This window comes from Paraburkholderia sp. SEWSISQ10-3 4 (genome assembly GCF_030464785.1).
Classification (GTDB): Bacteria; Pseudomonadota; Gammaproteobacteria; order Burkholderiales; family Burkholderiaceae; genus Paraburkholderia; species Paraburkholderia aspalathi.
In genome coordinates, this window is record NZ_JALPRI010000031.1 from 55,242 (window position 1) to 80,801 (window position 25,560).

The 25,560-nt window shown below is 60.7% G+C and carries 23 protein-coding genes; 9 read left to right on the top strand and 14 right to left on the bottom strand.

Features of this window, described 5'->3' with window-relative positions:
- Positions 1-25 precede the first annotated feature (25 nt).
- The 4 genes from M0D68_RS34015 to hemP all read left to right on the top strand — a co-directional run bounded on the left by M0D68_RS34015 (position 26) and on the right by hemP (position 2,494).
- Entirely contained in the window at positions 26-904 is an 879-nt protein-coding gene (locus M0D68_RS34015; protein ID WP_200620844.1) for a pirin family protein, read from the top strand.
- A 193-nt stretch (positions 905-1,097) separates the two neighbouring features.
- On the top strand, positions 1,098-1,496 hold the full coding sequence (locus M0D68_RS34020) for an OsmC family protein (protein WP_054042165.1): 399 nt from the start codon (positions 1,098-1,100) through the stop codon (positions 1,494-1,496).
- A gap of 125 nt (positions 1,497-1,621) precedes the next feature.
- Positions 1,622-2,104, top strand: coding sequence for an SRPBCC family protein (locus M0D68_RS34025; protein ID WP_200620843.1), 483 nt, complete (start codon positions 1,622-1,624; stop codon positions 2,102-2,104).
- 129 nt (positions 2,105-2,233) lie between these two features.
- Positions 2,234-2,494 (top strand): hemin uptake protein HemP, encoded by a 261-nt coding sequence (gene hemP, locus M0D68_RS34030; RefSeq protein ID WP_266226683.1) that lies wholly within the window; start codon positions 2,234-2,236, stop codon positions 2,492-2,494.
- A gap of 301 nt (positions 2,495-2,795) precedes the next feature.
- Here hemP and M0D68_RS34035 read toward each other — a convergent pair whose 3' ends face one another.
- The 5 genes from M0D68_RS34035 to uvrB form a co-directional block, all read right to left on the bottom strand.
- Positions 2,796-4,202 carry a 4Fe-4S binding protein gene (locus M0D68_RS34035; RefSeq protein WP_093646604.1) on the bottom strand — a complete coding sequence of 469 codons (1,407 nt, stop codon included), beginning with the start codon at positions 4,200-4,202 and terminating at the stop codon, positions 2,796-2,798.
- A complete protein-coding gene (locus tag M0D68_RS34040) occupies positions 4,199-5,044 on the bottom strand; it encodes an FTR1 family protein (protein WP_266226658.1) in 846 nt (281 codons plus the stop codon). Before M0D68_RS34040 ends, M0D68_RS34035 begins: the two co-directional genes overlap by 4 nt.
- A gap of 88 nt (positions 5,045-5,132) precedes the next feature.
- Positions 5,133-5,465: a cupredoxin domain-containing protein gene (locus M0D68_RS34045; RefSeq protein WP_266226661.1), complete on the bottom strand. Its 333-nt coding sequence runs from the start codon at positions 5,463-5,465 to the stop codon at positions 5,133-5,135.
- A 121-nt stretch (positions 5,466-5,586) separates the two neighbouring features.
- A complete protein-coding gene (locus M0D68_RS34050; protein WP_266226663.1) occupies positions 5,587-6,135 on the bottom strand; it encodes an iron transporter in 549 nt (182 codons plus the stop codon).
- Between the two features lie 341 nt (positions 6,136-6,476).
- Positions 6,477-8,570 (bottom strand): excinuclease ABC subunit UvrB, encoded by a 2,094-nt coding sequence (gene uvrB, locus M0D68_RS34055; protein WP_093646596.1) that lies wholly within the window; start codon positions 8,568-8,570, stop codon positions 6,477-6,479.
- Between the two features lie 405 nt (positions 8,571-8,975).
- On the opposite strand from uvrB, the gene M0D68_RS34060 reads away from it, so the two are divergent.
- Complete coding sequence (locus M0D68_RS34060; protein WP_266226665.1) at positions 8,976-10,175, top strand: amino acid aminotransferase; 1,200 nt, start codon at positions 8,976-8,978, stop codon at positions 10,173-10,175.
- A 183-nt stretch (positions 10,176-10,358) separates the two neighbouring features.
- On the opposite strand, the gene M0D68_RS34065 is transcribed toward M0D68_RS34060, so the two are convergent.
- Both M0D68_RS34065 and M0D68_RS34070 read right to left on the bottom strand, forming a co-directional pair.
- The gene (locus M0D68_RS34065; RefSeq protein WP_093646591.1) at positions 10,359-11,597 is read right to left on the bottom strand and encodes a patatin-like phospholipase family protein; all 1,239 of its coding nucleotides are present in this window, start codon (positions 11,595-11,597) and stop codon (positions 10,359-10,361) included.
- A 10-nt stretch (positions 11,598-11,607) separates the two neighbouring features.
- Positions 11,608-12,405: a 3-hydroxybutyrate dehydrogenase gene (locus M0D68_RS34070; protein WP_093646589.1), complete on the bottom strand. Its 798-nt coding sequence runs from the start codon at positions 12,403-12,405 to the stop codon at positions 11,608-11,610.
- A gap of 221 nt (positions 12,406-12,626) precedes the next feature.
- On the opposite strand from M0D68_RS34070, the gene M0D68_RS34075 reads away from it, so the two are divergent.
- Positions 12,627-13,598, top strand: coding sequence for an aldo/keto reductase (locus tag M0D68_RS34075; protein WP_266226668.1), 972 nt, complete (start codon positions 12,627-12,629; stop codon positions 13,596-13,598).
- A 221-nt stretch (positions 13,599-13,819) separates the two neighbouring features.
- Positions 13,820-14,665, top strand: coding sequence for a 23S rRNA (adenine(2030)-N(6))-methyltransferase RlmJ (locus M0D68_RS34080; RefSeq protein ID WP_054042170.1), 846 nt, complete (start codon positions 13,820-13,822; stop codon positions 14,663-14,665).
- Between the two features lie 81 nt (positions 14,666-14,746).
- Here M0D68_RS34080 and M0D68_RS34085 read toward each other — a convergent pair whose 3' ends face one another.
- The 4 genes from M0D68_RS34085 to cueR form a co-directional block, all read right to left on the bottom strand.
- Positions 14,747-15,796, bottom strand: coding sequence for an ABC transporter substrate-binding protein (locus M0D68_RS34085; RefSeq protein ID WP_266226670.1), 1,050 nt, complete (start codon positions 15,794-15,796; stop codon positions 14,747-14,749).
- A 279-nt stretch (positions 15,797-16,075) separates the two neighbouring features.
- Complete coding sequence (locus tag M0D68_RS34090) at positions 16,076-16,429, bottom strand: hypothetical protein (RefSeq protein WP_256456262.1); 354 nt, start codon at positions 16,427-16,429, stop codon at positions 16,076-16,078.
- A gap of 228 nt (positions 16,430-16,657) precedes the next feature.
- Positions 16,658-16,804, bottom strand: coding sequence for a DUF3563 family protein (locus tag M0D68_RS34095; protein ID WP_074284875.1), 147 nt, complete (start codon positions 16,802-16,804; stop codon positions 16,658-16,660).
- A 294-nt stretch (positions 16,805-17,098) separates the two neighbouring features.
- On the bottom strand, positions 17,099-17,521 hold the full coding sequence (gene cueR, locus M0D68_RS34100; protein ID WP_200620836.1) for a Cu(I)-responsive transcriptional regulator: 423 nt from the start codon (positions 17,519-17,521) through the stop codon (positions 17,099-17,101).
- A gap of 123 nt (positions 17,522-17,644) precedes the next feature.
- Between cueR and M0D68_RS34105 the strand changes: the two genes are divergently transcribed.
- Complete coding sequence (locus tag M0D68_RS34105; protein ID WP_266226677.1) at positions 17,645-17,863, top strand: heavy-metal-associated domain-containing protein; 219 nt, start codon at positions 17,645-17,647, stop codon at positions 17,861-17,863.
- Between the two features lie 13 nt (positions 17,864-17,876).
- Complete coding sequence (locus M0D68_RS34110) at positions 17,877-18,809, top strand: SDR family oxidoreductase (RefSeq protein ID WP_266226678.1); 933 nt, start codon at positions 17,877-17,879, stop codon at positions 18,807-18,809.
- Here M0D68_RS34110 and M0D68_RS34115 read toward each other — a convergent pair.
- Genes M0D68_RS34115 through imuA form a run of 3 tightly spaced genes read right to left on the bottom strand, consistent with a single transcriptional unit; the run spans position 18,803 to position 24,964 of the window.
- The gene (locus M0D68_RS34115; protein WP_266226679.1) at positions 18,803-22,432 is read right to left on the bottom strand and encodes an error-prone DNA polymerase; all 3,630 of its coding nucleotides are present in this window, start codon (positions 22,430-22,432) and stop codon (positions 18,803-18,805) included. The genes M0D68_RS34110 and M0D68_RS34115 overlap by 7 nt on opposite strands.
- An 8-nt stretch (positions 22,433-22,440) precedes the next feature.
- Entirely contained in the window at positions 22,441-24,225 is a 1,785-nt protein-coding gene (locus tag M0D68_RS34120) for a DNA polymerase Y family protein (RefSeq protein WP_266226680.1), read from the bottom strand.
- Positions 24,125-24,964, bottom strand: a complete 840-nt coding sequence (gene imuA / locus M0D68_RS34125) for a translesion DNA synthesis-associated protein ImuA (protein ID WP_266226681.1) — start codon at positions 24,962-24,964, stop codon at positions 24,125-24,127. Before imuA ends, M0D68_RS34120 begins: the two co-directional genes overlap by 101 nt.
- Positions 24,965-25,560: the final 596 nt, after the last annotated feature.

Genomic DNA, 25,560 nt, shown 5'->3' on the forward strand with positions numbered 1-25,560 from the left:
TCCCCATTTTTTAAGGTGACTTTTGATGAGCACGACACGCACGATCGAACGCACGTTTCCCGCCGTTCGCACGACCGAAGGCGGCGGCTTTATCGTCCACCGACCGTTTCCGACCCGTTTGCTGATGGATTTCGATCCGTTCCTGCTGCTCGATGAAATGGGGCCGATCGACTACGCGCCGGGCGAGGCCAAAGGCGCGCCGGATCATCCGCATCGCGGCTTCGAAACGGTCACGTATGCGCTCGAGGGTCAGTTCGGCCACAAGGACTCGGCGGGCCATTCGGGCACGCTGCGTGCCGGCGACGTGCAATGGATGACCGCGGGCGCAGGCGTCGTGCACAGTGAGATGCCGGACCCGTCGTTCGTGCGCGACGGTGGGCGCGTGCATGGCGTGCAACTGTGGGTGAATCTGCCGCGCCGCGACAAGATGATCGCGCCGCGCTATCAGGAGATACCGTCGGCCAGCATTCCGGTCGCAACGTCCGCGGACGGCAAGGTCCGCGTCAAGGTAATCGCGGGCGAAGCGCTCGGCGTGAAGGCAGCGATCGAAACGCGCACGCCGATTCTGTATCAGCATTTCTCGCTGCAACCGGGCGCGACGATCCAGCAACCGGTGCCGGCCGACTATCGCGTGTTTGCTTACAGCCTGTCCGGCAAGGGCTTCTACGGCGAAGGGGAAGCACGCCAGGAAATCGACGCGCAGAAGATGGTGGTGTTTGGGAACGACGGCGACTCGATCACGCTGACGGCCGGCGCCGAGCCGCTTGAAGTGTTGCTGCTGGGTGGCGTGCCGCTGAAAGAACCGGTGGTGCGCTACGGTCCGTTCGTGATGAACACGGAAGACGAAATCCGTCAGGCTGTGACCGATTACCAGGCCGGGCGCATGGGCGCGATCACCCACTGATCTGCCACGCCGGCACGCGCCGCCGCTCACGATTGCGGTGGCGCGGCGCTCACCACGCCGCCCGCGCCGCCGCCGCGCATGGGCGCGAAGGCCGGTGAATTCGTTCACAATAGCAATTCATGCCGCGCACCACACCGTCCAGGCGTGACGGATTGTGGCGCGCGGCGATTTCCGTCCCTGTTCAGGAGCGCGCATGGCAGAGTCCACCGTCACCGCCCACATCGGTTCGACGAATTTCCAGGTCCTTTTCGACGACGGCAAGCACACATGGCTCGCCGACGAACCCGAGTCGCTTGGCGGCGGCGATCGCGGGCCGACGCCCGTCTCGCTCTTGCTGTCGAGCCTCGGTGCCTGTACGTCGATCACGCTGAAGATGTACGCTCAGCGCAAGGGCTGGCCGCTCGCCGACGTGCGCGTGGCGCTGTCGCTCGAAACCGGCGACGCGGGCTCGACCATCGACCGCAAGATCATGCTGGAAGGCGATCTATCCGACGAGCAGCGGGAACGGCTCTTGCAAATTGCCAATGCGTGCCCGGTTCACAAGATCCTCACGCATTCGATCACGATCCGCTCGGGTCTTGCCGTTGTCTGAAGTCGTGCGGGCCATTCGGGCCTCGTTGCCGGCACATTGGCGCGATAGCTCGCGGAGCGCGACAATGGCGTGATCGGCTCAACCGGGCTGAACGTTATGCAACGCTTTCATAGGAAGCCGCCGTTTTGAATTTCGAACACCTTATCCAGATCAACGATCCGTTGAATCCGTTTGTCGACTCGATGACCCGCGAGCAGTTGTGGGAGGGTCTCGTGCTGCGCGCCGAACAGCCGCAACTGTTCGTGATCGGACTCGACAGCTGCACCATCCTTTCGCGAGAAGGCGACACGCTCGAACGGGAGTTGCACTACGGCCAGGCCACCGTACGCGACCGTGTCACGCTGGAGGATCGCCAGAGCGTGCGCTACGACATTCTGCCGACGGCGGACTATGTCGGCGGCTCGCTGACCATGACGATCGAGCAGCCTGACGAACTGCAGTTGTTCCTGCGCTTCGAATACACGACCACCCTGCCCGTGTCCGACGACCAGGACGCCGTGCAGACGCAGGAAATCGTGAAGTCGGCGTATCGCGAGAACGATATCGATACCGTGCGGCTGATCCGCCAGTACGTGCAGGCCAAGCAGGAACCCGGTTCATTGCATTGATGCATGCGCGGGCATTCCGCCCGCGTCATTCAACTATCGAAAGTCGAATCCGATGAATTTCTCTTTCTTGTAAATGGGAATAGTTATCATTTAGAATTAATCCATCGAATCGACCAACAGCAAAAACGAATGACCGATCTCAACCGCTCTTCCACACTCAGCCTGCGCCGCCCGGCGGCCGCGCTGACCAGCCGCCCGAAAGCATCGACGGCAACGGCAACCGCCGCGAAGCCTGCAGCGAATCACGCGAGCGGTACGAGCGAGAAGTCGGATCGGGTGGTGCGCAGCGACGCGCTGCTGCAAGGACATAGCCACGTCAGCATCCTGCATAACGGCGAGACCTACCAGCTGCGTGCAACGCGCTTAGGCAAGCTGATCCTGACGAAGTAACAGGCAACATCGAATAGCAGTACGTACCGGGTATTGTGGGGACCACCTCCTCGAGAGGTGTTAGGCATTAGCCAGCCACGACGGCTTGCACGTGAGAACTAGACCCCTTCGTGCAGACACCAAGCCAGTCGTCGCAGCCAGCCAGGCCGCTTTTTTGGTTCTCACCCAATGCGGACATACGAAACGACGTGTGTCGCACATGCAGAAAATGAAAAAGCCGTGGGATGCTGTCATCTCCACGGCTTTTGTTTTACAGGGTGCCGATCCGGTCGCGGCAGCGCGTTGAAGCTTTCTTTGAGACTTACTTCGAAGCCCAGCCCCAGAACATCAGCCACCATGCGCTATCGACCACCGCCAGCGCCGCTGCGAACCACACCATCGCAAGGCCGCGCTGAACGAAGCGCTCACTATAGCGACGTGTGACGAGCCAGGCGAGCCACGCGCTCCACAGGTTGGCAATCGCCAGAATCGCGATACGCATATCCGACGCCCACCACAACGACAGATGCTCCGCGCGCAGCAGCGACAGGGTGGTCGCCGACAAGCCGAGAAACACACCTGCGCCGGCAATCGGAATCAGGCCTTGCGTCAAATGATGCAGACGCACGAAACTGAAGCGTCCCAGCATGCGCGACGCCCCCATCAGCAGCACCAGCAGCACCGTGCCGTACACCAGCGCCGTGGCGAGGATGTAGCCGATCACCATCGTGCCGTCGAGCCACGAGAACACGTCGTTCTGCTCAGGGTAATGCGTGAACAGGAACCACGGCGCGTTGGTGTCGAGCGGCCAGGTGATGTCGTGATCGACCAGCCATGTGGCGAAGAACATCTTCAGGTCCACGAACCAGCGCGAAGCCGTCCAGTGGAATGCGCCGATCGCGATACCGAGCAGACCGTACAGGATCAACGCGGTGTCCCACGGGTTCGCCTGTTTGTCGCCGAGCTGCACGACTTCCGACGAGGGCGCGCGCCACGTCAGCGCAATCGCGTCGCGATGCCCGCTGCAACGGCCGCACATATGGCAGTCCGACGCGCCCTTCATATTGCGCAGCGGCACCAGCGGTGCGCAGTTGATCGGAATCACGCGATGCCCATGTTCGCCGTTCTTGTACGAACGGCGCCACGCTTCTTCATCGACTTTGTAGTGAAACGGCGCGAGACGCGCCAGTAGCGAAAAAACCCCGTTCACGGGGCACAGGTACTTGCACCAGACGCGCTTCTCGCGTCCGTACAGCAAGCCGATGATCATTGCCGCGAAGGTCGAGCCGCCGAGCACCAGCAGCACCGCTTTCGGATACTGGTAGACGCTTACCATCTGCCCGTAGATCGTGGTGATGCCGAACGCGACGAACGGCCAGCCGCCCCAGCGCATCCAGCGCGGAATCGCCCAGCCGCGGCCATATTTGCTGGCGAATTCGGCGAGCGCGCCTTCCGGACACAGCACGCCGCACCAGACCCGGCCGAGCATCACCATCGACAGCAGCACGAACGGCCACCAGATGCCCCAGAACACGAACTGCGCGGCAAGCGTCAGGTTGTTCCACAAATGCGCGGTGTCGTCCGGCAGCGGTGTCACCGCCGGTACGAGAATCAGGAACGCATACACCGCCACCACAACCCACTGAATGCCGCGGATCAAACCGCCGTGACGCTGCATCCACTGCCCGGCCGCGGCAAGGCGGCCCGGACGGGTCATGACGGTGCTCATGCCGCGCGCCCTGCAGCCTGCTGCGCCGGCTTGCGATTCGCGCGACGCACCAGCAGATAGACGACCGCCCAGTACGCGGCGTAGGCGACCAGATTCATCAGCGCAGGGTGGGCGCGATAGCCGGTGAGCGTCGCAACCAGCGAACCGAAGGTACTCGAATCGTCGAGGATGGCTGACGAGTTCCACATCTGGTCGATGATCGTCGGCAGGACTTCCTTGTCGATCAGCTTGTCGACACCGGTCTGGAACAGGCCCGCGCCGAGGAACAGCAGCATGATTTCAGTGACGCGGAAAAAGAGCCGCCACGAGAAGTACTTGCCGCCCAACTGCAGCACATAGAAGGTCAGGAATGCGAGACCGAGGCCGATGAGCACAGCGAGCATCTGGCTGCCATCCACGTGACCCGATTGGCCAAAGCCGAGACCGTACAGGAAGATCACCGTTTCACTGCCTTCGCGCGCGATAGCCAACGCGACCAGCAATGCGACACCCCACCAGTTCGAATCGCGCTTGCTCTTTTGCAGCGACTGTTCCATGTCGCGCTTGAGCGACCGGCCGTGCTGCTTCATCCACAGCACCATCTGCACGATCAGCACACACGCGACCAGCACCATGCCGGTCTGGAAATAATCCTGCGCATCACCGGAGAGCACTTCGGTGAAACCAACCAGCGCCGCGCCGAGCGCGACCGCCGCGATCACACCGGCCGCGACGCCGCCCCACAGGTACGGCAAACCGCGGCGCGCATCGTCGTCGCCATTTTTCAACCACGCGTACAGGATACCGACGACCAGCAAGGCCTCAACGCTTTCCCGCCACACGATGAACAGAATCTGACCCATCCAAGCTCTCCCCTCTACCCTTCCACTGCTTCGGCGAACGCGTAACCCGGTTGTTCAAGGCATGCGCTCGCACCCCAAGCCACCACTCTTACTTCGCGACGATTACGCCCTGCGCCTGCTGATGGAAATCGTCGAAGAACTTGTACTCGCCCGGCGAGAGCGGTGCGATGACGACGAACGAATCGCCGCCCGGCGCCAACACTTTTTCCTTACGCAATTGCACGCTTTCGAATTCGGCCGCGCCCTTGCCGGTGTTGCGTATCGCGATCTTGATGCGCTGCCCTGCCGGCACTTCGATGCGCGCGGGATTGAGCTTGCCGTCGTTCATTTCCAGGTTGAAGGTCGGCAGATCCGCTGCGTGCGCGACCCCCACCGTCAAAACGGTCATGGCGAGGATCGCGATCTTTCGGTCAATTCTCATTAGCCTTTCCGGAAAACGCGGCGCTGGAGTTTATGCCCGGCGCCGTCTGCTGCATTCATTCATGCGGTCCGCCCCGCGTTTGGCGCGGCGAACCGCGTTGATCCGCGTTGATCCGCGTTGATCAGTAACCGCCCTTCTTGCCGATGCCTGCGTACGTGAAGTCGTATTCGAGCGTGATCGGCTTGAACCACGGGCCCACGCCGGTTTCCTTGTCGACGTGACGGCCGAACGCCATGTGGCCGGTTTGCATCGGCGCTTCGACCACCAGCTTCAGGTGGTACTTGCCGGGGCCCTGCAGCTTGACGTTGTCGCCGTAATGCGGACCGTCGTTGGCGACCATCGCCATCATGTCGCCCTTCTGGGTCTGATTCGAACCGGCTTTGGTCAATTCATAACGAACTTGCAGATACGGCATCCAGTCGCCTTCGGCGAAACCGGTCGGGTTGTTCTTGACCGCGTGGATGTCGGCTTCGAGGTGGACGTCCGAATCCGACGCCTTGCGCATCATGCCTTCGGGTTCCATCGTGATCGGCTGCAGATAGACCGCGCCGATTTCCATGCCGCCCTGAATCTGGTGCTTCCCGATCGGGTATTCCGCTGCCGTTGCGGAAAGCGCCGCTACTGCGGCCACCGCTGCTGCGCAACCGCGCACAAATGAAGAAATCCGCATTGAAACTCCTTGTTTTTATCAGACTGGAATCGAACTCATTGGAACAGTGCGGTGCGCGTGCGTTTTAAGCCGCGGCCCCACATCCACCGACAGGGGGCGACAGACCACAGACAATCGCATTACGAACGTTAATGCGAACCATTCTCAATATTGGTCGAGTTTATCATTGATCGGCAGGGAGAACAAACGAGGACGCTCGCAAAGCCTTACGGCAGCAGGGACTTAAGGCGGTGTTAAGGAAAGCGCGGGCGAAGGTGTTGGCGGGTGTAAAGCGCAGGAAAGACAAGGCGCGGCACATTGCCGCGCCTTTCTTCGCACTTTGCTTGATATGTAGGAAGAATTTATTCGACGCCGGGCACGTGGTCGCCGACGTTCGCGCCAAATACGCGCTGCCGCAGCAGCGCCAGTTGGTCGCGGGTCTGTGCGGCCTTTTCGAACTCGAGGTTCTTGGCGTGCTCCATCATCTGCTTTTCGAGGCGCTTGAGTTCCTTGGCGAGTTGCTTCTCGGACATGTCCTCGAATTTCGCCCGAGTCTGCTGTTCCTTCAGTTCAGCGCGGGCGTCGTCGACGTTGTACACCCCGTCGATAATGTCGCGAATCCGCTTGACCACGCCGCGCGGCGTAATGCCGTGCTCCAGGTTGTAGGCGATCTGCTTGGCGCGCCGCCGCTCGGTTTCGTCGATGGCGCGGCGCATCGAGTCGGTCACCCGGTCCGCATAGAGAATCGCTTTACCGTTCACGTTACGCGCCGCCCGGCCGATGGTCTGGATCAGCGAACGCTCGGCGCGCAGGAAACCTTCCTTGTCCGCGTCGAGAATCGCGACCAGCGAGACTTCCGGAATATCCAGCCCCTCGCGCAGCAGGTTGATCCCGACCAACACGTCGAACGTGCCCAGTCGCAGGTCGCGGATGATTTCGACCCGCTCCACCGTGTCGATGTCGCTGTGAAGGTAGCGCACCTTGACGCCGTGGTCGGCCAGAAACTCGGTCAGTTGCTCGGCCATCCGCTTCGTCAACACCGTGACCAGCACGCGGTCGCCCACTTTGACGCGCTCGTTGATCTCGGCCAGCACGTCGTCGACCTGGGTGCGCGCCGGACGCACCTCGATTTCCGGATCGACGAGGCCGGTTGGACGCACCAGCTGCTCGGCCACCTGCCCTGCCGTTTTCTTTTCGTAATCGGCCGGCGTGGCCGACACGAACACCACCTGGCGCATCTTGCGCTCGAATTCGTTGAACTTGAGCGGGCGATTATCGAGCGCCGACGGCAAGCGAAAACCGTAGTCGACCAGATTCTCTTTACGCGCCCGGTCGCCGTTGTACATGCCGTTCAACTGCCCGATCAGCACGTGCGACTCGTCGAGCAGCATCAGCGCGTCGGACGGCAGATAGTCGACCAGCGTCGGCGGCGGCTCGCCGGGTGCGGCGCCCGAGAAGTGCCGCGAGTAGTTCTCGATGCCCTTGCAGAAGCCCAATTCCTGCAGCATTTCCAGATCAAAGCGGGTGCGCTGCTCGAGCCGCTGCGCTTCGACGAGCTTTCCGTTGCTGTAGAAGAACTCGAGCCGGTCGCGCAGTTCGGTCTTGATCGTTTCGACCGCGCGCACCACAGTGTCGCGAGGCGTCACATAGTGTGACGACGGATAGACGGTGAAGCGCGAAATCTTCTGCCGCACGCGGCCGGTGAGCGGATCGAACAGTTGCAGCGTCTCGACCTCGTCGTCGAACAACTCGATGCGCACCGCCATTTCGGCGTGCTCGGCCGGGAAAATATCGATCGTGTCGCCGCGCACGCGGAACGAACCGCGCTGGAAGTCGGCTTCATTGCGGTTGTACTGCATCGCGATCAGGCGGGCGATGATGTCGCGCTGGCCGAGCTTGTCGCCGGTACGCAGCGTCAGAATCATCTTGTGATATTCCGACGGATTACCGATACCGTAAATCGCCGACACCGTGCCGACGATGATCACGTCGCGCCGCTCCATCAGGCTCTTGGTGGCCGACAGCCGCATCTGCTCGATGTGCTCGTTGATCGACGAATCTTTCTCGATGAACAGGTCGCGCTGCGGCACATACGCTTCCGGCTGGTAGTAGTCGTAGTACGAGACGAAGTACTCGACCGCATTGCGCGGAAAGAATTCGCGAAACTCGGAATAAAGCTGCGCGGCGAGCGTCTTGTTCGGCGCGAACACGATCGCCGGCCGGCCGAGCCGCGCGATGGTGTTGGCCATCGTGAAGGTTTTGCCGGAGCCGGTCACGCCGAGCAGCGTCTGGAACGACAAACCGTCCTCGATGCCTTCGACAAGCGTGTCGATTGCCGTCGGCTGGTCGCCCGCGGGCGGATACGGCTGGTAAAGCTGGAACGGCGAGCCTTCGAACGTGATGAATTTGGATTCATCGAGCGTCTCGTCGACTTCAGTCAGATGTTGTTCGGACATGGGGGCGGCACCGGGCCTTGGGCAAAAAACTATTCTAACGGGTTGCGGGAACCCGGGCTGAGCGGGTCTGCGTAGGGATTGCGGGGGTGGACGATGCAGGCCAGCTGGCCGATGCGGAGGCGATTTCCCGTCGGCTCGAGGCCGTTGTTCGGCCTTCGCCGGGTTCACTCCAGGCAAATCCGCTATGACGACATGACGCCGGAGTGCCTGTTTTTCAAGCAAATAATTCAGTCCAGCAGGCTTTGTCGCCCGAAAAACGCCCGTGAATTCGCTACAATGGCAAGTTGCGCTCGCCTGTCGATGCCCGGCCGCCGTCTGAATTGTCCGTTGTTGTCCGTCAGACACCGTTGGCCGGCCCGCCCGGGCTTGACGCCGCCCTCTTTTCACAACTGCTGCCCATCCATCATGTCTCTGTTCTCCGCCGTCGAACTTGCTCCCCGCGACCCGATTCTGGGCCTGAACGAAGCCTTCAACGCCGATGCGCGCACCACCAAGGTCAACCTTGGCGTTGGTGTGTACTTCAATGAAGAAGGCAAGATTCCGCTGCTGCGCGCCGTGCGCGACGCGGAAAAGGCTCGCGTCGAAGCCGCGCTGCCGCGTGGCTATCTGCCGATCGAAGGCATCGCTGCCTACGACGCTGCCGTGCAGAAACTGCTGCTCGGCAACGACTCGCCGCTGATCGCCGCGGGCCGCGTCGTGACGGCGCAAGCACTGGGCGGCACGGGCGCGTTGAAAATCGGCGCCGATTTCCTGAAGCGTGTGAACCCGAACGCCAAGGTCGCGATCAGCGATCCGAGCTGGGAAAACCACCGCGCGCTGTTCGAAAGCGCCGGCTTCGAAGTCGTGAACTATCCGTACTACGACGCGCACACGCACGGCGTGAACTTCGAAGGCATGCTGAACGCGCTGAACAGCTATGCAGCGGGCACGGTTGTCGTGCTGCACGCGTGCTGCCACAACCCGACCGGCGTCGACCTGACGGTCGACCAATGGAAGCAGATCGTCGAAGTCGTCAAGGCGCGCAATCTGGTGCCGTTCCTCGACATCGCTTACCAGGGTTTCGGCGACAACATCGAATCCGACGCTGCAGCGGTTCGTCTGTTCGCGGCATCGGAACTGAACGTGTTCGTGTCGTCGTCGTTCTCGAAGTCGTTCTCGCTGTACGGCGAGCGCATCGGCGCCCTGTCGATCATCACGGCAAGCAAGGAAGAGTCGGCTCGCGTGCTGTCGCAACTGAAGCGCGTGATCCGCACGAACTACTCGAACCCGCCCACGCACGGCGGCTCGGTGGTTGCTGCGGTGCTCGCATCGGCTGAACTGCGCGCCACGTGGGAAAGCGAACTCGCCGAAATGCGTGACCGTATCCGCGCAATGCGCAACGGTCTGGTCGAACGTCTGAAGGCCAGTGGCGTGGATCGTGATTTCAGCTTCGTTAACGCACAACGCGGCATGTTCTCGTACTCGGGTCTGACGGCTCCGCAAGTGGACCGTCTGCGTGAAGAGTTCGGCATCTATGCAGTGGGTACGGGCCGCATCTGTGTGGCTGCGCTGAATACGCGCAACCTCGACGTGGTGGCTAGCGCGATCGCTCACGTGTTGAAGTAAGGTATTTCAGGGCGCGGGCGTTAGTCGCACGCGCTTTACTTTGCTGTTGCTGCTTAAGCTGCATGTAGAAACGGCGCCCTTTCGGGCGCCGTTTTTTATTGGCCGGCTGTTGTTGCCGGACGTGTGAGTGTGACCCGCCGATAAGCCCCGCTGCCGGCACTCCTTCTGTCACCTAGGTCCGTTTCAGCGCGAATCCCGATGGATATCGTGCGTGACAAAACCTGCGTCGTTATCAGGCATGTCGAGCCAGTCCGGTTGCGCGAGCGACTGGCGGATATCTTCCAGGCCGCTGCTCCAATGTTCACGCATTGTAGAAAGGCCGAACTGGAAGTCTTTGAAATGCCCTTCGTATTCCTTCTGCCGATAGATGAGATGGATCACGTTGTAGCGTTTCGAACAGGACAGATCATCTGCCAGCTTGCACCACGGATCGTCGCGCTGGTCAGCCGGTACACGATCGAGCACCTCGCGCAGCACATGCCGGAAACGCTGCGAACGTTGCAGCATATCGGTCACGAGACGTGTGCGGCTTGAGTACTGGATGTCCTTCATGCGCCCCTGAACATCGGTGATGTTGTCCGGCACCGGCCCAACCGCGCTCCAGAGATCAACTTGGAACGCAAGCGTATCGCGACGTGGTGTGGTCTGAATCACCTCGTAGAGCGGCGTGTTCGACATCAAGCCGCCGTCCCAGTAGAACTGACCGTCGATTTCGACCGCCGCGAAACCCGGCGGCAACGCACCTGACGCCATGAAATGCTCAGGCCTCAGTTTCGTATGCTTGTTATCGAAGTAGGCGAAATTGCCGGTACCGCAATTCACCGCCCCCACTGACACACGCATCTCACCGGAATTGATCCGATCGAAATCGCAGAGCGCTTCCAGCGTGGCCTTGAGCGGCGTGGTGTCGTAGTAGCTCGCGAGTTGCGGCGGCCCTGAGACGGTAGGCAACGGCGGCGGGAAGCGCGGCACGAAAAAGCCCTTTTGCCCTTCCACGATCGCGCCCATCGCCTGGGTCGCCGTAAAAGCCTTGCGCACGGCTTCACTGGAATTAAACAGCGCGTGCTCGATAAAGGCCGGCAACGGCGGTCCGAACGCCGGTTGGCAGATCGTCTCCCAGAATTGCAGCAGCCGCTCGACGCGTTTCTCCGGCGGATTGCCGGCAATGACGGCCGTATTCAGCGCGCCGATCGAAATGCCGGCGAGCCAGTTCGGCTCGATACCGGCTTCGTAAAGCCCCTGAAAGACACCTGCCTGATAGGCGCCCAGCGCGCCGCCGCCTTGCAGCATCAACGCGACGGTTTCGTAGTTCGGCAATTGGAGATGCTTGCCGGGATGCGCGGCGGGCGCCGGACCGGCGCCCTCGCCTTCCCCGCCGCCGGGTGCGCCGACGCGTGCCCGCTTGAGATTGCGTTGCGCCATGGGCGCCTCCTTATTGCATGTACCAGCCGTGGCTCACAATAAAGGACTGGCCGGTCAGCGCCGCAGTCGGGAACGTGGACAGGAACAGCACCGTCTGTGCGACGTCTTCCACCGTGGTGAAGATGCCGTCGACCGTGCCGCCCAGCATCACGCGTTTGATCACGTCTTCTTCGCTGATGCCGAGCTCCTTGGCCTGCTCGGGAATCTGCTTGTCGACCAGCGGCGTACGCACGAAACCCGGACACACCACATGCGAGCGCACGTTATGTTTCGCACCTTCCTTGGCCAGTACGCGTGAAAGACCCAGCAGCGCATGCTTGGCCGTCACATAGGCGGACTTCAGCGGCGACGCTTCGTGCGAATGGACCGAGCCCATGTAGATCACGATGCCACCGCGATCGTCTTTGTACATGTGCTTGAGCGCGGCCTTGGTGGTGAGGAAGGCGCCGTCCACGTGGATGGCCTGCATCTTCTTCCAGTCGGAAAATGAATAGTTTTCGATCGGATTGACGATCTGGATGCCGGCGTTGGAAATCAGAATGTCGATCGAGCCGAACTCAGCCGCGACTTTATCTATGCCCTGGTTGACGGCATCTTCGTTCGTGACGTCCATTGCCACGCCGATTGCCTTGCCGCCGCCCTTTTTGATTTCTTCAGCGACGGCGTTCGCGCCGTCCTGGTTCAGGTCGGCAATCGCGACCGCTGCGCCCGCAGCGGAAAGCGTGAGCGCAATCTGCTTGCCGATGCCGCTCGCGGCGCCCGTAACCACCGCAACCTTGCCATTCAGATTCGTGTTCAGTGACGACATCCAGAACCTCCATGCAGTTGATGAGCAATGAGACCACGGACCGCAGGCGGCGTGAAGTCAGCCAAACGGCATAGACCGTTCGGCCGAATGCTGCACTGCGGCCAACGCTGCTATTGTGCATGAACCGTGTGAACTGCATCCGTAAACTGCACATTGCGCTTTATCTCTTTAAACTGGACGTTTCAGCGGATTCCGGCGGCATCACTACCAAGGAGGAATGCATGAATTATCGACGTCTAGGCCGTTCGGGCCTGCAAGTCAGCGAACTGTCCATCGGCTCATGGGTCACCTACGGCAATCAGGTGGATCATCGTGCAGCGCGCGAGTCACTCGCAGCCGCGCGCGATGCGGGAGTCAACTTCTTCGACAATGCCGAGGTGTACGCCGCCGGCCAATCCGAAGAAATCATGGGTCAGGCGCTCAAGGAACTGGCATGGCCGCGTGTGAGCTACGTGGTCTCGACGAAATTTTTCTGGGGCCTCAACGAAGCGCCGAACCAGTACCACACGCTGAACCGTAAATATTTGCTGAACGCCATCGACACGTCGCTCAAACGCCTGCAACTCGATTATGTCGATCTGGTGTTCTGTCATCGTCCTGACCCAAACACGCCGGTCGAAGAAACCGTTTGGGCCATGAGCGACATGATCACGCGCGGCAAAGCCCTGTACTGGGGCACGTCTGAATGGAGCGCCGACGAAATCCGCGCCGCTTACGAGATCGCTGAACGGCATCATCTGCACAAGCCAGTGATGGAGCAGCCGCAGTACAACCTGTTCCACCGCAAGCGCGTCGAGCAGGAATACAAGCGGCTTTACGAGGATATCGGCCTTGGGTTGACCACCTGGAGCCCGCTCGCGTCCGGCCTGCTTACCGGCAAGTACCGCGACGGCGTGCCTGCCGATAGCCGCGCGCAACTGCAAGGCTACGACTGGCTGCGCAGGCAGGTCACCGACGCCGGCAAAAACAACGTGGTCGGCAAGCTGGGCGAAGTGGCCGACGAGCTGGGTTGCACGATCGGCCAGTTGGCGATTGCATGGATTCTGAAGAACCCGAATGTGAGCACCGTGATCACCGGCGCGTCGCGCGTCGAACAGATCGGTGAGAACATGAAATCCGCCGAGGTGGCGGAACGGATCACACCGGAGATCAAAGAGCGGATCGAGGCGGTCATCGGCGACGCCTACGACTGATCGGCCGCGCCGACTGGTCCAGACCCGATCGGAGCGCGGACCAGTCTGCGGAGCATGGCCTGCGCACCATCGGGACTGTGTCACGCGCAACGCACTGCGGAGTGCAGCGCGGCGTCGCGTACAATACGCGACCGCGCTGCACTTCAGTTGTGCTGCCGCATTGCACTCGCATCGCCGAATCCGCCGTGGACCGGCACGCCCTCTTTCAGTGTCTCCTCATCATGCTCAGCTACCGCCACGCCTTTCATGCAGGCAATCACGCCGACGTTCTGAAACACGCCGTCGTGTTGCAGCTACTGCGCTACCTCGGCCAGAAGGACAAAGCCTACTGGTATATCGACACGCACGCGGGCGCCGGCGTCTATTCGCTGAAGGAAGGCTACGCGACGAAAACCGGCGAGTTCCAGACCGGCATCGCCAAACTGTGGGAGCGTAACGACCTGCCGTCGGTCTTCGCGGAGTACGTCGACGAAGTGAGCGCGCTGAATCCGGACGGCCAGTTGCGCTTCTACCCGGGCTCGCCGTATATCGCGTGGCGGCAAATGCGCGAGCAGGACCGCATGCGCCTGTTCGAGCTGCATACCACTGAAATCGACGTGCTGCGCCATAACTTCCGCGACGCAGGCCGCCGCGCGATGCTTTATGCAGGCGATGGCTTCGACGGCATTCTCGCGTTGCTGCCGCCGGCGCCGCGCCGCGCGCTGGTACTGCTCGATCCGTCGTACGAAGACAAGCGCGACTACACGCGCACACTGCGCTGCGTCGAAGAAAGCCTGAAGCGCTTTCCGACCGGCACCTATGCGGTCTGGTATCCGCAGGTAAGACGCCTTGAATCGCAGCGCTTCCCCGATCAGTTGAAGAAGCTGCAGGAGCGCAACTGGCTGCATGTGAGCCTGACCGTCAGCAATCCGCCGACCGACGGCTTCGGGTTGTTCGGCAGTGGCATGTTCATCCTGAATCCGCCGTATACGCTGGCAAAAACGCTGAAAGACCAGATGCCCTGGCTGGTCGAGGCGCTCGGCGAGGACAAGGCCGCGCAGTTCAAGGTCGAATATCGCGGGGATTGAGCACGCCCCGGGCCGCACGTGGGCGCCTTACCAGAGGTATGACGCGCGCGCGGCTGGGTAAATCACCCGCCATCAGTCCACTTACTTGAGTTGCGCCGCTGCCTTGCGGGCGAAATCGTTGGTGTAGGTCGCGTTCAGATCGATCTTTTTCGGATCGAGGCGGTTATCGAACGACGACAAAGCACGCAATGAAGTCGCCGGGCCATCCGCGGGCATCAAGCCATCCGGTGAATACGCGTCGCGCACGTTGTGGAAGGCCTCCACGTAGAGCGCCGAATCGTTGAGCAAATAGGCCGGCGGCACCATCTTCAGCAAGTCGGCGTCGCTCGCGGTCTGCAACCAGTGGTCCGCGCGCACGATCGCATTGGCGAGCGCCTGTGTCGTCTTCGGATACTTCTGGATGAAAGTCTCCGATGCGTAAAGCGTCGCCGCCGGCATCGTCCCGCCGAAGACTTCCTGCGTGCCCTGCACAGTACGTGTATCGACCAGCACTTTGATCGCGCCGCTACGCGCCAGCTTGGTCATCATCGGATCCACATTGGACAGCGCGTCGAGCTGACCGCCGCTCACCGCGGCCAGTACCGTGGCGCCACTGCCCACGCCGATCGCCGAAATCTCGTTGCGCTGCACGCCTGCCTTGCGCAAAGCCACAGTAAGCACCAGATCCGTCGACGAACCCGGCGCGCTCACGCCGACTTTGGCGCCCTTGAAGTCCGCCAATGTCTTGATCTGATCCGCCTTCGACTTCAGCACCGCGACAACGATCTGCGGCGCGCGGCCCATCAGTACGAACGCGCGGTAGTGTTGCCCTTTTGCCTGCATGAACAACGTGTGCTCGAATGCGCCGGCTCCCACGTCAGCACTGCCCCCTACGACCGCTTCCAACGCCTTCGAGCCGCCCGCGAAATCTTCGAGCGTGACGTCGAGCCCTTCGTCCTTGAAGTAGCCCAACTGCTGGGCGGCGAGTACCGGCAAATAGTAAAGGCCCGGCAAACCGCCAACGGCCATCGTGAGCGTGGGCATTTCCGGCGTGTCTTTGGCAAGCGCGACGCCGGGCAGCGTCGCGGCTACGCTCAGCGCGAGCAACGTGGCGCAGGTGCTGGCGGCACGCCGCATCCAGTGAATAGGCATGTGATGTCTCCTTGTTCTGTTTTCATTCGATGCGATGGCGCTACGTACGATGCATGGTCCACATCGTTGGCGAGAGAGCGCGCAACGATTGTCGTCGGACGGTGTCGCGCACGCCATGCATCGAAACCCGAATAGCGTATGCAGTGTCTCGCGCGTTAGCTGAAGATAAAGACGCGCGTGCACATGCGGCAGCACGGCAGAGGGCCTGCCGCTCGAACCATCAACGGATGGATGGAAAGAACTACTAGGAGATATCGCGGCGGAGTCGCTTCTTGCGACTTATTGCGCGCGAAGTACAGGACGAGTCTGCGGCTGCGGTTGTGTCGACGGCGTGCTGCCGCCAACAGGCACCGGGATGTAAGGCGCGACCACGAACGGTACCGACGAATTCGGCGCCAGCTCCGTGGGCGTTGCGATTGGCTGCGCCCCTACGATCGGCTGCCGCGAGAGCGGCGCGGTCTGCAGCACGGTACCGCTCTGACCGTCGCTGATACCGCTCTGCGAGTCGAGTATCACGGGCTTGCGGGCGGTAGTGCTCGACGCGGCGAACGTCGCCGATACGGCAAAAACCGTTGTCAGCGAAGCTGCGGCTGTCATGGCCACGACGGATTTGAGCAAGCGGACAGGACGCATGGGCGGACCGGTTGAGTTTGAGAATGCCGGATTGCGCGGAAAACACTTTACCTTACCGCGGCGGCATCCTTCAGGCTAGTCGTTATTAGCCATGAGTCGCCAAGAAGCGCCAGTTGCTGTGGATTTTCGTGGTCCAGATGTGACAAAGCCCCGTCTATACGGGGCTCAACGCTTTACTGCAATGGCCGCGCATGAGCGCTGCCGGGTCAAACTTGATGCAGTTGAAACTTACAGCGAGTAGCCGTTGGTTTCGAGCGAGCGGATGCGTTGTTCGAGCTGAACGATATCCGACGACGATGCCAGATAGGCTTCACGACGGCTGCGTTCTGCAGTTTCAAACCAGGTGCTCAGCTTTTCAAGTACGTATGCAAACATGATGTTCTCCAAGGATCAGATTGAATCCCCGGTGAGTTCGGAATCAGGGATTTCCCGTAAAAGGGTTAACCCGGATTATAGCCCTGTGGTGCAACCTTGCTAGTGAAATGCCCGCATGACGTGCATTCCGTTTTGGAATGGTGCACGCCCGTGGTGCACTTAAGTTGTTGATTTATCTGAATTCAAGACAACTTTTTCATGATGACTGATGCTACCCCATACTAATTCGCACCATTGAGGTGCTTTTTGAGGCTCGGTTGCGATAACGTCCTCGACAGGTTGCACTCCGCGCTTTCAGATCGGATGACAACCCTTCCCCGACACCAGATCGGTATCGGCGAGCCGCTCGATAATCGGGCAATCCGGGCGATCGTCGCCATGGCAATGGTCCGCCAGATGCGCCAATGTGTCGCGCATGTCGGTCAGTTCGTTGATACGGCGATCGAGCTCCGCAACGTGCTCCAACGCAATCGCCTTCACTTCGGCACTGGCGCGCGACCGGTCGTGCCACAGCGCCAGCAAGCGGCGGATGTCTTCGACCAGAAAACCAAGACGGCGCGCCTGCCGGATAAAACGCAGCGAATGCACCTCTTGTGGCCCGTATACGCGATAGCCGGCGCTCGTGCGCGCCTTCGCCGCCAGCAGGCCCACGCTTTCGTAGTAGCGGATCATCTTCGCCGTGACGCCCGACGCGCGGGCCGCTTCACCGATGTTCATGACTGTTTCCCCAGTGTGTGCGTCGATCGTACACCTTCCCATAGTGGGAAGGTCAGCCACTCAATTGCGCATCGGCAGGCATAATTCAAGCATCACAATATTCATTTTTTCGAGGCAATCCCGATGACGATCGAATTCCAGGTAGAAGGCATGAGCTGCCAGCATTGCGTGGCTGCGGTCACGAACGCGATCCGCGAACACGATGGCGCCGCTCAGGTCCAGGTCGATCTGGCATCCGGCCGCGTGGCAATCGAATCGGCACAACCGGTCGACACGCTCAAAGCCGCAATCGACGAGGCCGGTTACACGGTGACCGGCGTGACCAGCGGCCCAGCCCGCTAAGCGAGCGACCGTTATGTTCAAAGTTGCCGTCATTGGTGCTTCCGGACTGCTCGGCCGGGCTCTCGTCGACGAACTGGCGCAGCAGGCTGATTGGCAAGTTGTCGCCACGGCGTTCAGCCGGCCGGGGCCGAACACGGTCGCGCTGGATATTCGCGATGCGCGGGCGGTCGAGCAATTTGTCGAGCGCGAAGCGCCGGACGCGCTCGTGATTGCCGCAGCAGAGCGTCGGCCGGATGTGTGCGAGCACGATCCGGCGCTCGCCCGGGCGTTGAACGTCGATGCGGTGCGCACCCTGGCCGCGGCGGCAAAGCGGCGCGGCGCCTGGACGCTCTCGATCTCAACCGATTACGTGTTCGACGGCACCCACCCGCCCTATCAGCACGATTCCGCGCCCGCGCCGCTCAATGCCTATGGGCGCAGCAAACTCGAAGGTGAGCGCGCGCTGACGGAATCCACCGATCTCGGCTGCGTGCTGCGTTTGCCGCTGCTCTACGGGCCGATCGTCGATTGGGCAGAATCGGCGGTAACGAGTCTCGTGCCGGCGATTGCCGCGTCGGCTTCACACGAGGGCAAGGCCGCGGTCATGGATGCATGGGCGATTCGCTACCCGACCTTTACGCCGGACGTCGCGTTCGTGATCCGGCAGATGCTCGAACGGCATGCGCGTGGCGATGCGATCGGCGGCATCGTGCAATGGTCGGGTGATGAGCCGATGAACAAGTATGAAATCGCCGTACGACTGGCCGAAGCGCTGCAACTCGATGCGCAACTGACGCCACAACATACGCCCACCGACGCGACGCCGCGTCCGCATAACTGCCACTTAGCGTCGGACCGGCTCGAGGCGCTCGGCATTGGCCGCCGCACGCCGTTCGACGTTGCGATCCGGCAAGTGCTGGCCGCATTTCCATGGCGGGGCGAGCCGGCGGCAGATCAGCCTCAATGAAAATCGCGGCTCGCCGTAGCCAGTTCGCCGAGCCAGTCGCTGTGATCTTCAAGTCGATGCGCGACGAGATGGATCACCTCGCCCTTCTGTTTCCGTTTCGCGTTGCCCGGTTTACTTGCGTTCATCGCATTGCCGGCGCTGTCACCGCCGGTAGAAACGCCGTCGTCACGCTGCAAGACGCCATACACCGCCAGCAAGGATGAACCCAGCAGTACCTTGCGCTGTTTTTCCACCAGCGCCGGCCAGACGATCACATTGATCGAACCGGTTTCATCTTCGATGGAAACGAACACGGTGCCGTTTGCCGTGCCCGGCCGCTGCCGCACGGTGACGATGCCGCAGGCGCGCGCCAGCGTGCCATGTCCGCACGCGGCAAGTTCTGCCGCCGTGCGAAAGCGCTGCTTGGCAAGACGCTCGCGCAATAGCGCGAGCGGATGACGATTGAGCGTGAGGCCGATGCTCGCGTAGTCGTCGACGATCTCGCGACTTTCGGTCGCCTGTGGCAATGTCAACGGCGCTTCGGCGATCGGTGCATCGCGCAGCAGCTTGGGTACCGTGTGCTGCGCGGTCACCTGCCACCACGCTTCGCGCCGATGGCCCGCAATGCTGACCAGCGCGTTCGCCGCGGCCAGCGCTTCGAGATCGCGCCGCGTCAATGCCGCGCGACGCGCCAGATCGTCGACGTCGGTAAACTGCGCGTCGCTGCGAGCCGCCATGATGCGTTCGGCCGCTACCTGCGAAAGACCTTTGATCAGATGCATGCCGATGCGTACTGCCGGACCGCGTGCACCATAGGTTTTCGACGATTGAAATACGCGGGCGGTCAGCTGTTTTGCCGCACGCCGGATCGTCCGGGCCAATGTGAAGCGCCGCAACGACATGTCACGGAATTGCTGTGCAGACAATGCGCCCTGCTGACGACGCAAACAGGTCTCGCTCGATGAAATCCGCTGCCCTTCATGGCCGCGTCTTTCGAAGGTCGACTCCCAATCGCTCAAGGTTACGTCCGGCGGCAACACCTGGACGCCGTGACGCCTGGCATCCTGCACGAGTTGCGACGGCGAATAAAATCCCAACGGCTGGCTGTTCAGCAATCCTGCAAGAAAAGCGGCCGGCTCATAACGTTTCAACCACGCGCTCAGATAGACGAGCAAGGCAAAGCTCGCCGCATGGCTTTCAGGAAAACCATATTCGCCGAAGCCTTCGATCTGTTTGCAGATGCGCGCGATGAACTCGGGTTCATAGTCTCGCTTGAGCATGCGGTTAGTCAGATCCTGCTGATACTTCGCCAGATTGCCGCTGCGCCGCCACGCGGCCATCGCGCGCCGCAATTGATCGGCCTGCTCCCCGGTGTATTTTGCCGCAACCATCGCGAGGTGCATCACCTGCTCCTGGAAAATCGGCACGCCAAGCGTGCGCTCGAGCACGGGGCGTAACTCATCTTTAGCGTAGTCCACCGCCTCCAGACCCTGCTTGCGACGCAGGTACGGATGCACCATGCCGCCCTGGATCGGTCCGGGCCGCACGATCGCGACTTCGATCACAAGATCGTAGTACTTGTTCGGTTTCAGCCGCGGCAGCATGCTTTGCTGCGCACGCGATTCGATCTGGAATACGCCGATCGTATCGGCATGACCGCACATTTCATAGACACCGCGATCCTCGCGCGGAATATCCTGCATCCTGAATTTCAGCAAGCCGCGCCGCAAGGCGACGAATTCAAGCGCACGACGAATCGCCGACAACATGCCGAGCGCCAGCACGTCGACTTTCAATAGATCGAGCGCATCGATGTCGTCCTTATCCCACTCAATTACGCTGCGGTCTTTCATCGTCGCGTTCTCGATAGGTACTAGCCGTGACAACTTGTCTTTCGCGATCACAAAGCCGCCGACGTGTTGCGACAGATGACGCGGAAAGTTGCGCAACTCTTTGGTGAGGCGAATCAGATTCTGCGTGATGTGCGAGTTGGCAGCGAAGCCCGCTTCGGCCAGATATTTGGCGACCGCATCCGTGCCGTCCCACCACTGCTGCGATTTACTGATTCGCTCGATCAACGACGCTTCGAGCCCTAACGCCTTGCCGACGTCCTTCAGCGCACTGCGGGCGTGATAGGTGATCAGCGTTGCAGTGAGCGCCGCGCGATGACGGCCGTACTTCCCATAAATATATTGAATCACCTCCTCCCGACGCTGATGTTCGAAATCGATGTCAATATCAGGCGGTTCGTTACGCGCACGCGAGATGAACCGTTCGATTAGCATGTTCATGTGCACCGGATCAATTTCCGTCACGTGCAGGCAGTAGCACACGATCGAATTGGCCGCTGAGCCTCGTCCCTGACAGAGAATGTTTCTGGAGCGCGCGAAGCTCACGATATCCTGTACCGTCAGGAAGTACTTTTCGTATTTCAGGTCGGCGATCAGTTGCAGCTCTTTCTCGATCTGATCGATTCGTTTGAGATCTATTCCCTTCGGCCAGCGCTCCATCGCGCCGGCCATGACCAGTTTGCGCAGATAGCTTGATGGCGATTCACCGGCGGGCACCAGTTCTTCCGGATACTCGTACTTGAGTTCGTCGAGCGAGAAGCGACACAAGGCGACGATACGCAGCGTTTCCTCGAGCGTGTCGCGTGGATACAGTTTGCCGAGCCGCACGCGAGTACGCATATGCCGTTCGGCATTGGCCTCGAGCGCGTGACCACATGCCGATAGCGGTGTGACGAGGCCAATCGCGGTTAGGGTGTCCTGCAACGGCTTGCGCGATCGCACATGCATCAGGACGCCTCCTGCTGCTACCAAAGGCAAACCACTCGCTTTTGAAATCATTCGCAATGCGTCGATCTGAAGATCGTCGCTACCGGTTTGCCAAAGTTCGAGTGCGATCCATGAGCGTTGCGGCGCGAACGATGCCAGCCAGTGCACACAACGCAATGTGTGCGAGAGCGTCGCCGTGCGCTGCGGCACGAGGATCAGGAGGCAATCGGGCAAGGCTTTGAGATGCTCGAGATGCGGTAGCGAGTCGGTGAAGTCGGATGGGCCGAGGCGATAGCTGCCTTTGTCTGCACGCGAACGGGCCAGCGTGATCAGTTCGGAAAGGTTGCCGTAACCATTGCGATTGGTTGCGAGCGCAACCAGTGTGCAGAATGGCTCGCCTGCATCGTCGGTTAGATTGAGTTCGCTGCCGATGATGAGGTGGGGGATGGGTTTTAGTACCTCGTGGTCAAGGGTTTCCTGTTTTGAGGCTTCCTGTTTTGAGGCTTCCTGTTTTGAGGCTTCCTGTTTTGAGTCCGCTGGTGTTGTAGCTGCTGACTTTGCTGCTTCCTCTAGAGACGTTCCTGCCTGCGCGGTTTTCGCCTTGTCATCGCGCTCCTTCCGTTGGCGCTCCCGCTCCTGTTCGATTTCTTTCACCGCCGTGTGCGCGCGCACGACACCCGCCAGCGAGCATTCATCGGTGATCGCGAGCGCGCTATAACCGCACGACATCGCCTGCTCGACCAGTTCATGCGGGTGCGAAGCGCCACGCAGAAACGAAAAATTAGTCAGGCAGTGCAACTCCGCATACGGAGGCAATTGGGGCACAAGCGCCTGCTCCAATGAACTTGAGACTTGGGAATCTGCCATGATGATGCTCAGCCGAATAAACCCTGCAGATACCACTCGCCGCCAAGGCGTTCCCGGTACACCCAGAACATATGGCCACGATCGTCTGCCGCAACGTAGTAATCCCGCTCGACGAGGTTACCGTCCCACCACCCTGCTTCAATCCGTTCGGTACGCGTGAGCATTTTCAGTGGCCGACGATAGATCGGCCGCTGGTCGCGCATCATCAGGTGCAGCGGTTTGTCGAGCATCCAGACGGGGCGAGGCTGTGATGGCAATGCACTGTCGGGCAGATCGAGTGAGGCTTGAGCATCGGCCGCTTGTGTTACGAATAGGTGGCTGCTTTTAGCGTCGCTCGCTTCTTCGGGCTCTCGGGATATGTGCTCTGGGTGTGCTGTGCGTTCCGCGTGTCTCGCCCCATCGTCGTCTGCACCCACGCTCTCCAATGCAGCGTGCTGCAACTCATCGGTCAGCCAGGTTTTATCCGCTTTTATTTTTGTCTTAGTCTTCGCAGACGAGCGCTTCTTACCCAAAAACGCTTGCGCCTGGTAGGCCTCGACACGCATTGCCCGCTCTGGCCGATGGTCGTCCTGCACCGACATCTGCAGCACGTTCTCCGGCCCCAAACGCGCGCTCAAGCGTTCGAGCAGACGTGCGATCGAATCGCCGTCTGATTCGGGCATTGGAAACAAAGTGTCCGACCGCCCTGCATACTCGCCGATCTGATCCGCGACCAGCTTCAACTCGATCACGGGCGCCACCAGAACCGTCTGATTCAACTTCTCACGCAACAGCCAGATCAGATGCTCGGCATCGCGCGACGGTATGGCCCAAGCGACCTTCAGACTCGACGTTTTCGGCGCATGACGGGATGCCAATTCATGTTCGAGCAACAACGTATAACCACTGAGCGCTGCATGATGCGCGCTCAACCATCCGGCCAGTTGCACAATCAGCCGACGCGCGGCGAACAGCAATGCATCGGCATTATCGACCCGCGACGGCAACTCCAACTGAGCATGAAACGATGCCGGTGCGCGAAACGATTCGCGCGGATCCGGACGCGCACCATATGCCTGCGCCAGCAGATCCAGAATCCCGCTGCCGAAACGTCTCACGACACCCGACCTTGGCAATTGCCGCAAATCGGCCAGCGTCGCGCAACCGACATGCGTAAACGCATCGCGATCCGCCTGCGAAACCGGTAACAACAACACGGATAAGCGGTCGAGGACCCGAGCAAGGGACGTCTCCTTTATCACATGCCAACGATGCCCCTGCCGATCGGCATGCGCCTGAGCCAACAACCACGCGCCCCAGGCTGTCGGTGCACACGCGATTCGCGCCGTATAGCCGAATTCAGCCACCGTCGCGGACACCTGCGACAACAACGCCCGCAAGCCGCCAAACAACCGCAAGCCGGAGCCGACTTCCAGCAACAAGGTATGCGCGTGCCCGAGCGACACCTTCGGGGTGTACATCAGCAAAGCGAGCGCCATCGCTTCGAACGCCTGCGTTTCGCGGACTGTGTCTGCGGCAAGCATCTTGAGACCGGGCGCCAAGGCCAATGCGTACGAGCGCGATTGACCCACGTGCACCCCGGCACGCAATGCGTCGAAATCCGGCATTACGATGTGCGCGTGATCGGCCAACGCATAGCAGCGTGCCTCGGTGACGCTGTCGACACCCCGAGGTTGGCTTGTCTCGCCGGACTCACACCGATTCGGATTCGCGGGCGAACCATCCGGAAGCGACTCGAGAGGCTTCACCGCTTCCAGCGACAAGAGTGGCAATGTGACTGCGATCCACAACATGTTTGATCTCTCGTCCTTGATTGCTACCGACTCCGCTTTCCGGCAACAAGACGCTTTGTAACGGCAAAATGAGACGCAGAGGCTCCGCTAGCGGCGGGCCGCGGCGCTTGAAGATGTCGATCGAAATACCAATCTCCTGCAACCATTCACGACGGTTGATCGTCTGCGCATTGGCCGGCAAGAGCGGCTCGCAGATCATTCGTAATGGCGCCGGTGAAGATTGCGTGGCTGCCTCGACAGGCCGGATCAAAAATGCCAGCGATCCCGATTCCTGAGCCGCCACCTGCAGACGCCGAACCTTATCGGCGCGCGCATTCGGTAGCCATACCAGCACAGCGCCGATGCCATCCTGCTTCAATGCCTGAGCAGCAGCCCACAGAGACTGGTCTTCACTCGAACGCACCCATAAGACGCGTTCGACATCGATACCCCACGACCTCAATGCCGAAGCACAGGGCTGGTAAGGGGGCGCCACGAGCATGACGTGCCGTTCAGCTTGTGCCGTAAGATGCCGAAGCGCGCGGGCCAGCAGGCGCAGTTCGCCGACTCCTTCGTGCTCAATCAATAACTCTGTCAGGCCGCCGGCCGACCAGCCCTGCCCAGGCAGCAGTTGATCCAGCGCAGCATAGCCGCTGGAAATCACCCGCGAGTCCGCCTCGGCAAGCTCATTGCCCTGCCACACCTGACGCCGCAATCTCGACGACAACGCTGTCGTCGCCAGATGAATCGCTGCTGCCATAGACACGCTCGTTCAACAGGGAATACTCCACCCTGCCCGGCATCGGGCAAGCATGGGGTGACGAGTTTTCACTGTATATTTATACAGTATTCTGGGACGGATGTTAAGGCAAAGCGATGCGACGAAGCGCGCGCAAGAGGGAAATAAAAAGGGGTGGCGAAGCTGTTTTTGTTGCAGATTTTTCGCCTGCGGGAGAGCTACTTTTTGGCGCTGTCGCTCAGCAAGTAGGGTCCAATCTCACGTGCTCTGGGAGGAATGAGAAGAGCAGAGAGCCTGCGCATGTATGTCGCGGAATTGATAAGAGCCAACGGTTACGCGATCGTGCTGCGGATCGGGGAGAAGTAAGGCAAGGAGAACTGAGGCGCATTGGGCAAAGCTGCGCGGGATGATGTTTTCAGATCCGACCATTGTGATGGACGGACAGACGCCCGGACTAAGTTCCGGCGTGAGCATGGCAGCGTCGTCGTGATGACACGACTGGTGGCGAAGGCTCGTTCTGCGTCCGTGTTTTGCGCCGTAAACGCAGAAACCCCACCTTTTAGGGGTGGGGTTTCTGGACTTGCTGGGGAGCCTGACGATTACCTACTTTCACACGG

Bases quoted from the DNA above. Each gene is read 5' to 3' on its own strand.
- M0D68_RS34105 (WP_266226677.1), top strand. From the start codon at position 17,645: ATGACGATCGAATTCCAGGTAGAAGGCATGAGCTGCCAGCATTGCGTG.
- M0D68_RS34095 (WP_074284875.1), bottom strand. From the start codon at position 16,804: ATGTTTGCATACGTACTTGAAAAGCTGAGCACCTGGTTTGAAACTGCA.
- cueR (WP_200620836.1), bottom strand. From the start codon at position 17,521: ATGAACATCGGTGAAGCGGCCCGCGCGTCGGGCGTCACGGCGAAGATG.
- M0D68_RS34040 (WP_266226658.1), bottom strand. From the start codon at position 5,044: ATGGGTCAGATTCTGTTCATCGTGTGGCGGGAAAGCGTTGAGGCCTTG.
- M0D68_RS34075 (WP_266226668.1), top strand. From the start codon at position 12,627: ATGAATTATCGACGTCTAGGCCGTTCGGGCCTGCAAGTCAGCGAACTG.
- hemP (WP_266226683.1), top strand. From the start codon at position 2,234: ATGACCGATCTCAACCGCTCTTCCACACTCAGCCTGCGCCGCCCGGCG.
- M0D68_RS34020 (WP_054042165.1), top strand. From the start codon at position 1,098: ATGGCAGAGTCCACCGTCACCGCCCACATCGGTTCGACGAATTTCCAG.
- imuA (WP_266226681.1), bottom strand. From the start codon at position 24,964: ATGGCAGCAGCGATTCATCTGGCGACGACAGCGTTGTCGTCGAGATTG.
- M0D68_RS34045 (WP_266226661.1), bottom strand. From the start codon at position 5,465: ATGAGAATTGACCGAAAGATCGCGATCCTCGCCATGACCGTTTTGACG.
- M0D68_RS34015 (WP_200620844.1), top strand. From the start codon at position 26: ATGAGCACGACACGCACGATCGAACGCACGTTTCCCGCCGTTCGCACG.
- M0D68_RS34065 (WP_093646591.1), bottom strand. From the start codon at position 11,597: ATGGCGCAACGCAATCTCAAGCGGGCACGCGTCGGCGCACCCGGCGGC.
- M0D68_RS34035 (WP_093646604.1), bottom strand. From the start codon at position 4,202: ATGAGCACCGTCATGACCCGTCCGGGCCGCCTTGCCGCGGCCGGGCAG.
- M0D68_RS34090 (WP_256456262.1), bottom strand. From the start codon at position 16,429: ATGCGTCCTGTCCGCTTGCTCAAATCCGTCGTGGCCATGACAGCCGCA.
- M0D68_RS34120 (WP_266226680.1), bottom strand. From the start codon at position 24,225: ATGTTGTGGATCGCAGTCACATTGCCACTCTTGTCGCTGGAAGCGGTG.
- uvrB (WP_093646596.1), bottom strand. From the start codon at position 8,570: ATGTCCGAACAACATCTGACTGAAGTCGACGAGACGCTCGATGAATCC.
- M0D68_RS34050 (WP_266226663.1), bottom strand. From the start codon at position 6,135: ATGCGGATTTCTTCATTTGTGCGCGGTTGCGCAGCAGCGGTGGCCGCA.
- M0D68_RS34070 (WP_093646589.1), bottom strand. From the start codon at position 12,405: ATGTCGTCACTGAACACGAATCTGAATGGCAAGGTTGCGGTGGTTACG.
- M0D68_RS34085 (WP_266226670.1), bottom strand. From the start codon at position 15,796: ATGCCTATTCACTGGATGCGGCGTGCCGCCAGCACCTGCGCCACGTTG.
- M0D68_RS34060 (WP_266226665.1), top strand. From the start codon at position 8,976: ATGTCTCTGTTCTCCGCCGTCGAACTTGCTCCCCGCGACCCGATTCTG.
- M0D68_RS34080 (WP_054042170.1), top strand. From the start codon at position 13,820: ATGCTCAGCTACCGCCACGCCTTTCATGCAGGCAATCACGCCGACGTT.
- M0D68_RS34115 (WP_266226679.1), bottom strand. From the start codon at position 22,432: ATGGCAGATTCCCAAGTCTCAAGTTCATTGGAGCAGGCGCTTGTGCCC.
- M0D68_RS34110 (WP_266226678.1), top strand. From the start codon at position 17,877: ATGTTCAAAGTTGCCGTCATTGGTGCTTCCGGACTGCTCGGCCGGGCT.